At 59.9% G+C, this 15,582-nt stretch carries 12 protein-coding genes; 2 read left to right on the top strand and 10 right to left on the bottom strand.

From position 1 onward, the window contains the following. Positions 1–88: 88 nt before the first annotated feature. Together Mal15_RS25035 and Mal15_RS25030 are read right to left on the bottom strand one after the other, a co-directional pair. Positions 89–952: a hypothetical protein gene (locus Mal15_RS25035; protein ID WP_147870251.1), complete on the bottom strand. Its 864-nt coding sequence runs from the start codon at positions 950–952 to the stop codon at positions 89–91. Between the two features lie 249 nt (positions 953–1,201). Further along, entirely contained in the window at positions 1,202–2,623 is a 1,422-nt protein-coding gene (locus Mal15_RS25030) for a sulfatase-like hydrolase/transferase (protein ID WP_147870250.1), read from the bottom strand. A 536-nt stretch (positions 2,624–3,159) separates the two neighbouring features. On the opposite strand from Mal15_RS25030, the gene Mal15_RS25025 reads away from it, so the two are divergent. Continuing rightward, positions 3,160–5,904, top strand: a complete 2,745-nt coding sequence (locus tag Mal15_RS25025) for an FtsK/SpoIIIE family DNA translocase (protein WP_147870249.1) — start codon at positions 3,160–3,162, stop codon at positions 5,902–5,904. Positions 5,905–6,285: 381 nt separating this feature from the next. Here the strand turns inward: Mal15_RS25025 and Mal15_RS25020 are convergent, their stop codons facing one another. From Mal15_RS25020 to Mal15_RS24995, 5 genes are all read right to left on the bottom strand, one after another. Next, positions 6,286–7,446: a transposase gene (locus Mal15_RS25020; RefSeq protein ID WP_199773673.1), complete on the bottom strand. Its 1,161-nt coding sequence runs from the start codon at positions 7,444–7,446 to the stop codon at positions 6,286–6,288. A gap of 330 nt (positions 7,447–7,776) precedes the next feature. Next, positions 7,777–8,445, bottom strand: a complete 669-nt coding sequence (locus tag Mal15_RS25010; protein WP_147872491.1) for an ABC transporter ATP-binding protein — start codon at positions 8,443–8,445, stop codon at positions 7,777–7,779. Positions 8,446–8,572: 127 nt separating this feature from the next. Then, positions 8,573–9,493 carry a prenyltransferase/squalene oxidase repeat-containing protein gene (locus tag Mal15_RS25005; protein ID WP_147870247.1) on the bottom strand — a complete coding sequence of 307 codons (921 nt, stop codon included), beginning with the start codon at positions 9,491–9,493 and terminating at the stop codon, positions 8,573–8,575. Next, on the bottom strand, positions 9,494–10,087 hold the full coding sequence (locus Mal15_RS25000; protein WP_147870246.1) for a thioredoxin family protein: 594 nt from the start codon (positions 10,085–10,087) through the stop codon (positions 9,494–9,496). It abuts the gene before it with no gap. Between the two features lie 49 nt (positions 10,088–10,136). Next, positions 10,137–10,952 carry an enoyl-ACP reductase FabI gene (locus Mal15_RS24995; RefSeq protein WP_147870245.1) on the bottom strand — a complete coding sequence of 272 codons (816 nt, stop codon included), beginning with the start codon at positions 10,950–10,952 and terminating at the stop codon, positions 10,137–10,139. A gap of 134 nt (positions 10,953–11,086) precedes the next feature. Here Mal15_RS24995 and Mal15_RS24990 point away from each other — a divergent pair, with 134 nt between their 5' ends. Next, on the top strand, positions 11,087–13,186 hold the full coding sequence (locus Mal15_RS24990) for a sigma-54-dependent Fis family transcriptional regulator (RefSeq protein WP_147870244.1): 2,100 nt from the start codon (positions 11,087–11,089) through the stop codon (positions 13,184–13,186). Positions 13,187–13,306: 120 nt separating this feature from the next. Here Mal15_RS24990 and rdgB read toward each other — a convergent pair whose 3' ends face one another. From rdgB to fae, 3 genes are all read right to left on the bottom strand, one after another. Beyond that, positions 13,307–13,912: an RdgB/HAM1 family non-canonical purine NTP pyrophosphatase gene (gene rdgB / locus Mal15_RS24985; RefSeq protein ID WP_147870243.1), complete on the bottom strand. Its 606-nt coding sequence runs from the start codon at positions 13,910–13,912 to the stop codon at positions 13,307–13,309. An 8-nt stretch (positions 13,913–13,920) separates the two neighbouring features. Continuing rightward, positions 13,921–14,808, bottom strand: coding sequence for an NADP-dependent methylenetetrahydromethanopterin/methylenetetrahydrofolate dehydrogenase (locus Mal15_RS24980; protein ID WP_147870242.1), 888 nt, complete (start codon positions 14,806–14,808; stop codon positions 13,921–13,923). Positions 14,809–15,035: 227 nt separating this feature from the next. Continuing rightward, positions 15,036–15,536: a formaldehyde-activating enzyme gene (fae, locus tag Mal15_RS24975; protein ID WP_147870241.1), complete on the bottom strand. Its 501-nt coding sequence runs from the start codon at positions 15,534–15,536 to the stop codon at positions 15,036–15,038. Positions 15,537–15,582: the final 46 nt, after the last annotated feature.

Here is a 15,582-nt window from a genome sequence, read left to right as displayed (position 1 = left end):
AGCATAGGAGCCCTGCATTGGGATAAATCAACAAGCCGCCAACTGCGCTGCGGCGGATCGAAGCGAAACCGTCAGGCTTAGACCGACACTACGGCCGGCGTGCGGTCCGCACGACGCTGTCGATCAGTTGTTCGGTCATCCGTGCCCGGTACTCCATCATGCTGTTGGGGCCCTGAAACCCGACCACGGTCTCATCCCAGTTGAGTTCCTTGCTGATCATGTGGCCGGCATCCAGATCGAACTTGATCGTGCCGTTGCTGAGTTGCTGGACGACCTGGGCGCGGACGGCTTCTTCGTCGATCGGCGTCAACGGTTCGCTGCGGACCGAGAGCGTTGCGACGCCGGATTTCACTTTCTCCAACGTGTACAGCTCGCGGATCTTGATCGGCTTGACCAGCCCGTCTTCGGTCCGCGTTTTGATCTCACGAGGGATCGACCACGAATCACCGATCGCGATCGCGTCTTCGGGTAGCGCCAGCGACAGCGATCCCATACCCAGCGAGGCCTTGCTGCCGCCGTTGTCTTCACGATCGGTTTCCTGACCGCGGGGATTGATCGTCACGGTCGAGAGTGTCTTGCCGATCTGCTCGGCGACCTTGGAAAACACTCGCGGAGGCTCTTCACCGGATCGGCTGGACCACCGGATCTCGTCTTTGTCGCCCTGCTGCTGAGTCATTTCGACGGAATCGACGACGTGATTGAACGTCATTTCCTCGCCTTCGACGCCGACCACGTCCCAATGCCGATTGCTGACGGTGTGCACCTGTGAGATCTCTTCGTCACCCTTCAGCCGAGTCTTGGTCTTGGCCACATGCGTGACCTCGTAGCTCAGTTTTTGCCCACCGGCAAGCGAGTAACGCAGCAGGTATTTTTCGGTTTCTCCATCGGCGGCGATGGCGAACGGGACATTGGCGGCGACGACAAATGCGACGGCGAGGCAAAGGCGGGTCACGGTTTCGGTCTCCATACACTGAAATCGGGTCAGAAACGACCGTGAAACTCGCAGAATCCATCCGCGGTCGCAAGAGCGATTGCGCGTTCGCCCACTCGTCGGGCAAACGCCCCTGCAGGGACTTTGGCGTAGCTACGCTCGCCAGACAGTCGCCGTCCTCTCCGAGGTCGGCGCGGAGCAAAGCTTCGCTTTTTTCGCACACGCCGAGTTCGGAGAACACGGCGACTCTCCGAACGTGTCTTCGATCCTTCAAGGACTCATCGGTGCCATCTGCGAATCAAACGCCTGCCAACGGTTGATCAGCTCACGCAGCTTTTCCGTTTGCGAGCTGGCCAGATCACGTTCCTCCGACGGATCGATCTTCAGATGATACAGCTCGAACGGCTGACCCTTTTTCGGCCGAACGATTTTCCAATCGCCGCTCCGCAAGGCCTGCTTTCCGCCGGGCATCCGCCAGAACAGATGTTGATGACTGGTCGCGATCGGGTTGTCGATCCAGCGAAAAAGACTGATGCCGTCGGCTTGATCGTCGGCGGGCAAACCGGCCAGATCCAGCGCCGTGGCCGCGATATCCAGACTGACCACCGGTCGCGGCTCGGAGACGCCTGCCGGCAATCGCCCCGGAAAACTCCAGACCATCGGGACGCGAATGCCGCCTTCGTACAGCGAACCCTTTCCGTCGCGCAGTGGTGCATTGCTGCTGGTCAATTCGGCCGTCGGCCCCCCGTTGTCGCTGAGAAACACGACCAGGGTATTTCGCCGCAGTCGATGTTCATCGATGGCTTCGGTGATCGCACCCACGCCGCGATCGAGCGCGACCAACATGCCGGCAAAGATGCGACGCTGGACATCGGCGATCCGCCGCAGTGCGCGGCTGTCTTCCAACGTCGCCTGCATCGGACTGTGGACCGCGTTGTAGCACACCATCAAGCAAAACGGATCCGCGTGGTGCTGGCCGATGAACGCCACCGCTTCGTCCGTGATCGCGTCGGTCAGGTAGCGTGTCTCTTCGATGACTTCGGTTCCGCGCAAGATCGGATTGTCCTGGTCATAAAGCGGCTCACTCATTCGGGCGTAATTGCCGCGGATCAGATTTCCGCTGCGAACGCGTTCCCCCGACTCCAGCGTCGTGTCGCGAACCATCGTCAATACGTTCTCGTGCGGGACGCCCCCGGCGAGTGATCCGGGAACATAGAAGTGCCCCTCGTGCAAAAAACCGTAAAACGAATCAAACCCGCGCCGCAGCGGATGCAGTGGCTCGGTCGCCCCCAGATGCCACTTGCCGACCAATCCGGTCCGGTACCCGGCAGCACCGAGCTTCTTGACGAACGTCGTTTCCGTCTCCGGCAGTCCCATGCCCGGAATCAGATTCCGTTTGCCGGTCGGGTTGATGTCGTATCCGAACCGCGATTGATAGCGACCGGTCATGATTCCGGCGCGCGAGGGGCTGCAGTAGGACGACGTCACGTAACCGTTGGTGCAACGGATGCCCTCGTCGGCCAAGGCATCGATGTGGGGCGTAGGGATTTCCCGGTTGCCCATCATGCCTGTTTCGCCGTAGCCCAAGTCGTCGGCCACGATCACGACCAGATTCGGTCGATCATCTGCCAGGGAGAGAGACGACCAGCACAAGGCTGTAACGCAATACAGTGCCAGCAGGACAACTCGCATGATCTACCTCGTTGGCCGAGTAGCCGCTTATCGACCGGCGACCAAAATTTGACCGACAAAAAGCCAGACAAATGTAAACAGAATACCAAAGGAGGTGTGCAGAAGTTCGATGGACACTTAACGTTCTCGTGTGTGGTTCGGCTCTCGTACGTGGGCCTGCCTGACTCCTTGGCTGATCCTGATTCGGCGTTTGCGACGCTTGAGAGGCTTCTCATGAAAGAGAACTCACTGATCATTCCGGCCTTCGTGGCCAGTCGCTAGACCATTGTTACCCGTGCTGCCGGCATGTCAGCAAAAATCTCTGACAGTTGGCTGCAAAGCGGGGCTTTCGTTGGATCACGTACCAGCTGGTGAAAGCTTGACGGTTGCTGATGGCCCGACCGATTTGGCAAACCTTGCGGCACGGGTTGGCTTTCTCGCTCGGTCGGGTCTTTGCAGTTCCATCCATGGCATTCATGTCGGTTGAGTTTGAGGGACGATTTTAGACGACAAGCCGTGTTGGATAACTGAATCTGGCCCACCCCCTCGGACACTGCATGTCGGCCGAACTGACCAACGAATCTCCCGCCACGCCGGACTTCGCTCGCGATGTCGGTGCGATCTTGTTGATTGCGCTGACCATCCTGTTGACGATTTCGTTGGTGACGCGTAATCCGGCCGACCCGCTGGAGGAACCGTTTTGGCCCATCAGCGCGTTGCACATGCCCGATGTCCTGGTGTACCCGCCGGCCGATCAGATCACCAACGCATGCGGTTATTGGGGGGCGTTGATTGCGTCGGCAATGATGACATCGATGGGGTTGGCGTCGGGGATCGTCGTTGCCGCATTGGGAGGGACGGCGATTGCGCTGCTGCGTCGCGGCCGGCTCAATGCCCCGGTGCTTCGATCGCTGGGGGGAACGATCATTCTGCTCGGCGCTGCCACGGCCGCGGCGATGTTGCCGATTGACAACGACGGCATCACGATTTTCGGAGCCGGTGGAGTGCTCGGGGCGATGTCCTCGACGTGGCTTTTGGAGCACTTCAAAACCGGTGGCGCGTGGATTTTGACATTAACAACACTCGCGATCGGTGTGCTGTTGACGACCGATTACGCCATCTTGTACGCCAGTCGCCGCATCTTTGCCGGCAGCGCCCAGGTCTCGCGTCGTGGGGTGCAGCAGGCGGCAAAGGTACTTCCTCCTGCACTGCGACGTCGCCGACGACCGTTCGAGGAGCATGCGGCACCGTTCGCCGAGACATCCGATGGTGAGACGATCGAGGCGTCAGAGGAATTCGAAGCCAGTGAAGGGTCCTTCGACGAGGACGCTTTGGACGAACAAGTCGAGGAATCGGAAACTCCCCGGGCTGAACCACGAATCAAGGTCCGCGCCGGCAACCGCCGCAACCATTCCAACGCGGATGACTCGGACGAAGCGGACACTGCCGTCGCCGTTTCGTCATCCAACGAAGCGGTTGAAGACGATTACGAAGAGTACGACGAGGATGAGGAAACCGCCGAGGACAGTTCCTCGATTCGCGAACTCGAGATCGATGACGAAACCGTCTCGCTGCGTGGTGACGGCGCGCATGACGTGCCGGGCCCCAAGATTCGACTTCCCAAGAAGAACAAGAACGAAGACGAATTGGACCAGCTTTACGAAGACATGGTCGAAGCCGCTCCGGCCGGGAGTGAGGACTACCAATTGCCCCGCGTCGATTTGCTCGAAGCCAGCGACGACATCGACTACGACGAGCAATTGAGTGAGGTTCGTCGCAAGGCGAAGATCCTTGAGGCCACGTTTGCCGACTTCGGCTTCAACATCCGCGTCGTGGAAATTGAAACCGGCCCGGTCATCGCGCAGTACGAAATTGAACTCGAAGCGGGTTTGAGACTCAGCAAGATCACCAGTTTGGCGGAAGACTTGGCGATCGGGTTGCGCGTGCCCAGCGTCCGTATCGTTGCGCCGATCCCGGGCAAGAACACGGTCGGGATCGAGGTGCCCAACGAGAAGCGTCAGGCGGTTCGCTTGCGCGACGTGATGGAAGAATCCGACATGCGTTCGCTGAAGATGAACATCCCCGTCTTCTTGGGCAAGGACGTTTCGGGGAATCCGATGGTCGTCGATTTGGCCAAGATGCCCCACCTGTTGATCGCCGGGCGGACCGGTACCGGGAAAAGTGTTTGTCTCAATGCGATCATCACTTCGATTCTGATGACCTGTCGACCGGACGAGGTGCGGATGCTGATGATCGACCCCAAGATGGTCGAACTGAGCGGATACGGAAAGCTGCCGCACCTGATGCACCCGGTGATCACCGACATGCGCAAAGCCGAGGCGATTTTGGCGTGGGCGGTCGAGAAGATGGAGGAGCGGTATTCGCTGTTGGCCAACGCCGGCGTCCGACACATCAACAGTTTCAACGATCTGGGGCGCGACGAAGTCTTGCGTCGGTTGGAGATCGACCCCGAGGACGATGACGGCTCGGTCCCGGACAAGCTTCCGTTCATCGTCATCGTTGCTGACGAGATGGCGGATTTGATGATGACCGCCGGAAAAGATGTGGAACAGCACATCATTCGCTTGGCGCAAAAGAGTCGGGCGGTCGGAATCCACTTGATCTTGGCGACACAAAAACCGACCGTCGACGTAATCACGGGTTTGATCAAGAGTAACCTGCCCGCTCGATTGAGTTTCCAGGTCGCCAGCAAAACGGACAGCCGTGTCGTCTTGGATGAAAATGGAGCCGACAAGTTGCTCGGCAATGGCGACATGTTGTTCTTGTGGCCGGGGACCAGCACGCTGATCCGTGGGCAAGGAACCTATTTGAGTGATGAAGAGATCGACATGATTTGCGAGCACTGCAGCATGGGCGAGCAGAACTTTGTCGGTGAACTGATGAACTTGAAGGTTACCAGCGACGACGACGGCGACGGGCCTTCGCTCAATGAAGACCGCCCCGACATTTATGACAGTGCGGTTGAAGTGATCATTCGCGAAGGCCGCGGGTCCTGTTCACTGTTGCAGCGTCACCTCGGAATCGGCTACGGCCGTGCGGCCAAACTGATCGACTTCATGGCCGAAGACGGCATCGTCGGGCAGTACAACGGCAGCAAAGCCCGCGACGTCTTGCTGACCTTAGAACAATGGCATGAAATGCAGGGACTCGATCCCCCAGAGCCAGACGACGATCCAGAAGAATCATCCACAAAGCAAACCGCCTCGGCGACCGAAGAGGAATACGAAGACGAAGAAGAATACGAGGAATACGAAGAGGAAGAGTACGACGACGAATCATGACCGCCGCCCCCCCTCCAATTTGGTGCCACCCAACAATAGTCAGTCCGACGCCTCCGCTTTGGTGCCACCCACGAAACTATGCCCCTAATTCTGAGCGGTCAGGTATATGTCTGGGCAGGAGAATGCGGAGACACCGAGAAATCCACCGATGCTGCACGGAAGTTGAACGTTCGATCATCCAGGAGATCGCCGAAAGACATAAACGCTGAACAGATGGCCGCGCAGAAGATCGCAGCCTCACTTCGCCGATTTGCGATCAAGGCCTAGACGCGTCGCCCTGCCCTCGTCACTCCCTTGCGGCCGACCGCGGGACTGCCGGAAAGTGTTCCGCCGCGTGACCCACAGCGATTCAAAGGCGTCACCTGCCGCACGCCATCACTTTCACGCGGCGAAGCATTGGGCGACGCTCCGCTGCCCCTTGGACCAGTGACGGCCGGTCGATTCAGCGAACTTGCCCATCGCGCTCGGTGATCCCGCGCAACAGCTCTGGCCAAAGTACCGCTTGAAGTTCCATACCAAGTCACGCCACATCGACAGATCGATTCCCAATCGGGTCAGCACCGACTGCATGCCCTCGGGAACTTCGCGCCCCGACCCTTCGTCACTTTGCTTGGCCGTCCACCGCAGCAACTTCAAATAGTCGCCCCAGTCCAGATCCAGAAACCCCTTGTCACTGGCGCGCACGCCGCCTTCGCTGAGCTCTGGGTCACTCGCCGGCTTCTTCCCCAGCCGAAACGGCGCCAGCCAGCCGTCACGCCGAATCCGCTTGCCGGTCGGATTGACGCGTTTCTTCTTGCGTCGCTCCTTCAACGCTTCGACCGGCGTTTCGCGAATCGTTTTCCCTGCCTCTGCCGTGTCAACGGGAACCAAGTCAAACGCCGCTGAGTCGATCTGGTCACCTTGATCTGCTTTGATGCGGTCGTAGGCCGAGGTGTGAGGGGCCTGATCCGGCGTTTCCGCCATCGCCGCCCGAACCGGATTCAGGTCCACGTACATCGCACAGGCCAGCAAGCCCGCTTCATCGGCAATCGCCTGCGCCTTGAAACGGCCCTCCCAGAACCGTCCCGTGCATTCATCCTGTTTGTTGGCCATGCGGGCGATCGGTTCACTCAGTGCACGCATGAACCAGGACAGATCCGATAGTCGATGTCGAATCTCTGCCAGCCTTTCCTTGTCACGTGCCAAAGTGGCGACATCGTTTTCGGTCGGTTCGGCGAGGTGTTCTTCCAGTCGCCGCCCGGGAAAGACTCTTAGCCAGCGAATCGCGACCTCCTGATCCGACCAGGCTTGAACGACGTCGGGGCGGTTGCGAAGGATCAGGTGCATGTGATTGGAGAGGATGGCGTAGGTCAGCACATCGACGCCAAAAACCGAAGCGAGGGCCTCCATCCGCCGCCGGATCCATTCACGGCGAAAGCCGTAATCCTTTCCGGTCTGCGGATCCACACCGGCCAGATAGGCCCTTCGCACGCACCGCTGCACGCAGTGCATCATCGAAATCTCCGCCGGATCAAACTGCTCCGACCGCAATGCACGCCCCATGGTTGTCCCCCCCCAAAAGTGAGTCCGGAAATTCTAGCACTCACCCCCCGGCAGTCAATCCACAGGTGGATTAGCGCACACCACCTGGGTGAAGCATGCTAGGTAGACGGCACCATTTGATCATCAATGGATGCGGTTAATCGGTGGGTGTCAGCACCTTGAAGCTTTTGGGCAAGTGGCACCATTTGGGCATCGGCGGAGGGTTTGGTGGGTGGCACCATTTAGTGGTTGGTGGGTGGCACCATTTAGTGGTTGGTGGGTGGCACCATTTATTGGTTGGTGGGTGGCACCATTTAGTGGTTGGTGGGTGGCACTATTTGGGCGGGGGGGTTATCCGGCGACGAGTTGGCCGTCGACGAGCTCTTTGCGCTGGTCCATTGCTGCGGCTAAGGCGTCGCTGTGGGTGACGCAAATCAGAATCGCGTCGTTCTCTTTCTGCAGTGCCTGCAAAACCGCGGTGACGGACTCGGCGGTCCTCCGATCAAGGTTCCCGGTCGGTTCATCCGCCAACACCAGCCCCGGGCGCATCAGCAAGGCCCGCGCGATCGCCACCCGCTCTCGCTCGCCGCCAGAAAGCTCGCCGGGCAAATGCGTCGTCCGCCCGCTGAGCCCCACCGCATCGAGCAACTCGTTCGCTCGGTCGACATGCTCCGCCGAAGCTCGCCCCACCGCCAACGATGGCACCAACACGTTCTCGATTACGGACAACTGCGGCAACAGGTGATGGTCTTGAAAAATGAAGCCCACCCGCCGATTTCGCCAATGGGCCAACCGCGTGTCGTCGAGCTCGAACGGATCCTCTCCGTCCAGCCGGACGCTGCCGCCATCCGGGCGATCAAGTGTCCCCAGAATCTGCAATAGCGTGCTCTTGCCGCTGCCGCTGGGACCCACAATCGCCAACGACTGACCGCCGGCAAGCTCCAACGTCACCCCGCGCAAAACTTCCAACGGATCCCCCGCGGTCGCAAACGATTTGGAGATGTCTTGGACAGAAAGAATCGTCATGGTGCTCAGGTCAACCGTCTTGAATAAATGGCAATCTTCACAGCAGTCTAACCGCTGCTGCAGTCTCGGTTCGCACCCTGCCTGCCCCGCAGCGCACGCACCCCATCCGTCACCCCAACCCTCAAACCGTCAACGCTAACGTCGCCAAACCATAAAACGTGTATTCGACGTCGGCAATGTGATCGAGCGCAAACCCGGTGAACCCGCCGCCGTCGGCTTGCATCGATTCGGCATATCGACGCACCGCCTCCCGATCCACCGCATCACTGGCATCCAAATCCTCCAGCGTGATCATGCCGGTGCAACTGCTGAGCAAGTCGGCGAACGGAATCCGCGTGTTGGCCGTCAAACCTCCTTCATCGGACTGCATCTCGGCCAAGAAGTCGATCGTCGTCGCACGGTCCACCCGATCCATTGCCCCGAGTGTCTTCAACGTCCCGATCGCCGCCGCCGTCGGATTCACTCCCGCCCGCTTCGCCGCACGAATCTCCAAGTACCCGCCTTCGGGATGCGCCTGCGAATCCAAAAACTCGAGCACTGTTTCAGACCGTCGCGGTTGTCGCCCCATCAATTCCAAACACAGCACCGACAGGAACGTCTGGTACGTGCTCCCCGCACGCCCCTCGGGACTCTTGGCATAACCACCGTCATCGGTCCGCAGCGATTCAAGCAACTCGGCGACGTTATCCACCCAGCCGCCATCTTCCTCTCCGATCACCTCTGCGTCGACCGCCATCTCGCAAATCGCCGCGCCAAAAATCAACGAGATCAGATCCACAATGCCTTCGCGCTGGTCCAGCCGGCCACGCAAGAACCCAGCCGCCGCCTGTCCGATCTCCGGCGTCAGCGCATCAAGAATCCACAACCCGCGCAGGGCAAACGCGGTGTAGTAGGGATCGCTGCCGCCTTCGCGCCCGGCGAACCCTCCGTCGGCACGCTGCTGCCCGGCCAACCAAGCACCATGCGTCTGACGAACCGAATCGTCCAAACGCATCGCTCCGGCGGCCAACCGCAACGTCAGATCCTGCAGATAAGTCAGCACTCAGCTGGCACCCGCAGCATTGAAGTAGTCGGGCTCGTTGCCGGACTTCCACTTGATGTTGCAGCCCAACGACGGACGCTGCTCGCTGCTCGGAGCCTGGCCGGCAAGCACCGCGTCCAACGCCGCGCGCAAGTCTTCCCCCGTGACCGGGATGTCACTGCCCGGTCGCGATGAATCCAGCTGCCCCCGATAAACCAGTTTCTGGTCGGCGTCGAACAGAAAGAAATCAGGCGTGCAGGCCGCCGCGTAGGCTCGGGCAACCGATTGATCGGCATCGTACAGGTACTCAAACGCATACCCACGCTGCACCTTCTCCCGCGACATCGCCTCCGGAGAATCATCGGGATACTCGTCCGCGTCGTTACTGCTGATCGCGACCACTGCGACTCCCTTGGCCATGTAGTCGTCGCTGAGTGATTTCAGCTGATCGGCGACATGCTTGACGTACGGGCAGTGATTGCACATGAACATCACCAGCAACGCCTTCTTGCCCGCCAAATCCGACAAACTGACGGTCCCGCCGTCACATTCGGGAAGCGAAAAATCAGGTGCCTTCGTGCCCAGCGGCAACATCGTGCTTGCGGTTCGGACCATGGAATCTCTTGCGTTGGTAGAAAAAAACAAATGGAAGAAGGAAACGGTTCTACGATTTCAAATCATCCAGCAAACGGCCGGGGCTGCCCATCGCGTTGTAGCCGCCATCGACATGCAGAATCTCACCGGTGATCCCCTGGCTCAGGTCGCTCAACAGGAATGCCCCCGTCCGCCCGACCTCCTCGTGGGTGATGTTTCGCCCCAGCGGCGCCATTCTATCGTACAGCTTCAACATGTCTTCGACGCCCGCCGCACGGCCGGCCAGCGTCCGCACCGGGCCGGCCGAAAGCGCGTTGACACGGATGTCCGACGGCCCAAGGTCATACGCGGCGTAGCGGACCGCAGCCTCCAAGGCCGCTTTGCAAATCCCCATCACGTTGTACCCCGGGACGCACTTCTCGCCACCGAAATATGTCATCGCCGCGATCGCGCCCCCCGGATTCATGATCGGTTTGGCGGCGTTGGCACAGGCCAGCAACGTGTACACGCTGACATCCATCGCCAAGGCAAATCCCGCACGGCTGGTCTCAATCGTGTCACGGGCCAAGTCCTGACGGTCGGCAAACGCGATCGAATGGAGGACAAAGTCGATTTTTCCAAATTTTTCTGTCGTCTGTTCGAATACGCTGCGGATGTCGTCATCTTTCTGCGCGTCCATGGGTAGCAGAAAAGCTGCGTTTTCATACTTGTCGGTCAACTGGGACACACGGCGTCGATTTCGCTGTCGATCATCGTCCGGCCGATCCGGCAGGTGGGTGAATCCGCACACTCCGCCGGCGTTCATGATTTCTTGAGCAATCGCCCAAGCAATCGAGTTTTCGTTGGCGACCCCTAAAATCAGCCCCTTCTTACCCTGAAATTGCATCTCGATTTGTATTCCTAATGAAAAGGGAAAAGTCACGCGCCTCGGTCGCACGCATTTGTTGCGGGGCGAACAGGATAGCGTGAAGTAGGCGACTTCGTCTATTTGCCAACGGCGATCCGGCGGCACTTGTCCTCATGAAACGTTTTTTTGGTCTGCCCGTCGACCGTCCGCCCCAATGGCGAAACATGGACACCATGACACAACACTCCTCTTCCTTTCACGCGCACGCCCCCTCCAATCCGCCTGACGAACTCGCTTTTGCCGGCGACGTCGCTCGGGCACTGAGGGCTCAGATCAGCCGCCCCGCACTGGTCAAACAACTGCTACCGAGTTTCACCGCCCTGCTGGGCCTGGAAACGGCCACCCTGGTGACCCAGCAAAAAGGCCGCTGGCACGTTGATGCCTGGTCCGATTCGTCCGGCGACACCTCCCATCGCCCGCCTCCATCCGCACTGCCGCTGGACCTGATCAGTGACGCGATCGACCACGGCGACAGCCGCAATGCCGGACGCTGGTGGGTGGTCCCCTGCCAGGTCGACATCAACGAAAACGGTACGATCGTCGCCTCGCCCATGGTCGGTTGCCTGGTGTTGGAGTCGGAAATCCAGCCCCAGGACCGCAATCGCCTGGAGCGGATCTCGCAATTGCTGGTCACGGCGATCACCCGGACCGAGCTCGACGGACGTCATCGCCATCGCATTGCCCAGCTGACCAGTGTGCTGGAGGCCGCCGCCAAGTGGCAACAAACGCAGCTGCAAGAATCGAGCAACGAGAACACGCTGCTGCGACAGATCGCCGACACCGCGACCGACTTGATCGGATGCGAACGCGCCAGCATTTTCCTGTGGGACAAGCGACGAAAAAAACTGATCGGTCGGCCGGCCCTGGGCATCGACGACCGGCCCTTGATCGTTCCGGACAATGCGGGAATCGTCGGCGAGGTGTTGGCCACCAAAGAGCCTCAGATCTGGAACGCCAACAGCGATGACGAAGCACGGATCAATCGCGACGTCGATCGGTCTCTGGAATTCCGCACCCGATCGCTGGTCGCCGTCCCGCTGATCGGCCCACGCGGTGAAACGATCGGCGTCTTCGAAGCGATCAACCATCTGGAAAACCACTTCGACAACTCCGATGTGCTGCTGCTGTCCGACTTGGCGACCCACGCCGCGGTCGCGATCCAAGCCCAGCGGGCACAACAATCGTTGACCGAGTCGCGTGACCGCCTGGTCCGCGACGCCGCGCGGAGCACACCGCTGATCGGTGAGCACCCGGCCGTCGCCGCGGTGCGAGAAAGCGGTACCAAGGTCGCCAAAACCGATTTGACGGTCATGATCCTGGGCAGCAATGGAACCGGAAAGGAAGTCGTCGCACGCCACATCCACTACGAAAGCGACCGTAAAAACGGCCCCTTCATCGCGGTCAATTGCGCGGCATTGGTTGAATCGCTACTGGAAAGCGAATTGTTCGGACACGAACGCGGCTCCTTTACCGACGCCAATGCCACACGGGTCGGAAAGTTTGAACTCGCCAACGGCGGCACGCTGTTCCTGGACGAAGTCGGCGACATGAGCCCCGGCGGCCAAGCAAAACTGTTGCGCGTGTTGGAACAGCGCGAAGTCGTGCGGGTCGGCGGCAGCGTGCCGATCCCCGTCGACGTCCGTGTGATCGCAGCGACCAATCAACCGCTGGAACAATTGATCGCCCAAAAACGGTTTCGCGAAGACCTGTTCTTTCGACTTAATGTCGTCTCGTTGACGCTGCCCGATTTGGCGGCCCGTGGTCGCGACGTGCTGCTGTTGGCCAACCACTTCCTAAATCACTTCTGTTACGAGATCGGCCGCAAAGTCCCCGCCCTGTCCGACTCCGCGCAAACCGCATTGCTGTCCCACCGCTGGCCCGGCAACGTCCGCGAGCTTCGCAACACGATCGAACGTGTTTGTTACCTGTCCACCGGTGACATGATCCATGCTCCCGACCTGGAACTGCGGCAACCACCGACGTCGCCCGAAAACGATCGCGACTCCAACCAACGCACTCTGCGCATCGATCTGCCGACATCGCTGGCCGAGTCGACGCGGCTGTTCCAAATCGATCACATCCGTCACGCGATCCACCAATGCGGCGGCAACATGACCGAAGCGGCCTCGAAGCTGGATCTGCATCGATCAAATCTGTATCGAAAGATGAAGCAACTGGGGATGCGGACCGGCGAAGAGGAAGAACCGGCGTAGTGTAGTGCCGCAGGCTGATCGGCCACGTAGCGGAACCCGCCAAGAGTTTCGTTCCCCCGGCGATTCGCCGAAAGCCTTGGCGGCTTCCGCTACCGTCCCGTGGCGGCAACGATGCGACGCCTACAGCGTTGCGACCAGCCGCCGAAGCCGGGGCAGGAAGTGCCGCAGTGCGCGGGAGCGGTGGCTGAGGGCTCGTTTGACGGTCAGGTCCAGCTCCGCGAACGTCTTGTGATACTCGCGGATTTCGAACAATGGGTCGTAGCCGAAGCCGCCGTCGCCGGACGGCTCGGTACGAATCACCCCGCCGCAAACGCCGCCGGCGGTGATTCGCACATTGCCTTGGGGATCCGACAAACAGACTTCGCAGTGGTAGCGCGCGGTGCGTTTCTCCGCCGGGACACCGGCCAATTCGGCGAGCAGTTTTGCGTTGTTGGCTTCGTCGTCGCCGTGCCGACCGGCATACCGAGCCGAATAGACACCGGGGGCGCCGCCGAGCGCGTCCACCGAAAGGCCGCTATCTTCACCGAGCACCCAACGGCCCAGATGCTTGGCTTGCTCGGTCGCCTTGAGCGCCGCGTTTTCACGAAATGTTTCCCCGGTTTCGTCGACGTCGATCGACTCGGGAATCTCCGCCAGGGAGTGCAAACTGTAATGCTCTGCCGGAAGCATCAGTCGCAATTCGACCAGCTTTTTTGCGTTGTTGGTACCGAGGACGAGATCGAACATCTGCAAGACTATGACTTTTCGACGGTTTTAGCGAGCGCGTAAATTTCGTCCGCGTTGAGCACTTGATCGTTGGATTTAAACAAGGATTGAATCGCCGCACGGTGGGTTTTCATTTTTAAACCGCCGACACCGATCGCGCCGTAACCCACGGCGTCTGAACCATCACCGATCGGCTTGGCTTTGTCCATCACGGCGATCCCACCCAGACCGGCCGGCGGGACGGCGTTCAGGTCGATCGCCACCGCCAGATCTTTGGCAGCAACCAAGTCCGACTTCTCGGCCAGTTGGATTCCCGCCGCGCCGCAGGCGATCACGATGTTGGTTTCGGACAACACGCTGCGAACCTTCGCGGGCGAATCCAATTCGGCGGCCGACAATCGGTCGGCGATCTCACCTTCGGCCTGACCGGCAACCTGGTCGCAGGCCTCCTGGGCACGGCTCAACGACCGACTGGTCAACGTGACCGACGCACCGTCACCAGCCAACAACCGTGCGACCCGCTGGCCGACCGGTCCGGTCCCGCCGAGCACCACTGCGCGAGCCCCGGGCAAATCGACATGCCGAGCGGCAGCCACAACGGCCGCCGCGGCGGTCGTATTGCAACCGTTGGCGTCCATCATCACCGAGACGCGAACGGGACCGAAAAACGCATCCGTGACGCACTGAAGTAGTTTCTCTGCGGCTGCAACATCACTGCCGCCCAAAAAGATCGCGGTGTTTTTCAGATCGTCGCCGCCGCGTGTGAACATCGCGCCGTGAACCAACGGCTCGATCGATGTCGGCTGAACACCGGCGTAGGGAACCAGATGATCCACGCCCGAATCGACCGCGACGACCGCGTCAAACGAGCTGGCTTGGGGGTCGCAATCGAACTGAAACAGAATGCGTTTGGTCATGGGAACGCCGGGAGTTGTTGTTGTCGGTGCGGGTCATCGGTAGTGGACGGCGCGAGGAGTCCTCGCAGCTGGCAAGCCGAAAGGACTCGTCGCCTCGTCCACTACCTGAAAACCAAGCTGAGATGGACCACGAACGCATCACACGAAGACACCCTCCCTGCCGGGGAGGGTGTTGTCAGGCGCTCCTTCTTCGACACGAAGGCGCGTCGTTCTAGAAGTTGCCCTTGCTAGAAGTTGCCCTTGAACGGGTGCGCCGCCGAGTCCTTTTGGGCGATCATTTCTTGCGCGGTCGGTTTGCCACCCATCGCGTTGACCAACGATTGCTTGACGGCTTCGTAGTTGTAGTTGTAGATCTTTTCGTCGTCGTCGGCTTCGGGGTGAATGAACACACCGCAAACGCACACCAAGTCTTCGGCTTGGTCGGCGGGGATCACGCCTTCGGCGACCGAATCGGCGACGGCTTTTGCGACCGCCGCTTGGGCCGGGCCGAACATTTGCACGACTTGCTTCATGCCTTTCAGCGTGACCTTGGTGATCATCACCGTCGACGGTTTAACCGCGACGTTGGGCGCCAGAACAGCCAGCAAGTTCGTGTGGCCTTCGCTTTGCGTTGACAACGCGTTGGCGAATGCCGTGCCGACCGGACCGTCTTTGCTGCCGATCATCAAGTCGATGTGTGCAACCTCGTTGCCATCGCCCACCAGGGCCTCACCAATGTAAAACTTCATTTCAGTGACCTGTTCAAAAGAAAGTTTGGCTAGAAGACCGGTGGGG

The organism is Stieleria maiorica (assembly GCF_008035925.1).
Taxonomy (GTDB): Bacteria; Planctomycetota; Planctomycetia; order Pirellulales; family Pirellulaceae; genus Stieleria; species Stieleria maiorica.
The sequence above is the reverse complement of the archived record's forward strand: the minus strand, read 5'-3'. Positions and strand labels throughout refer to the sequence as shown.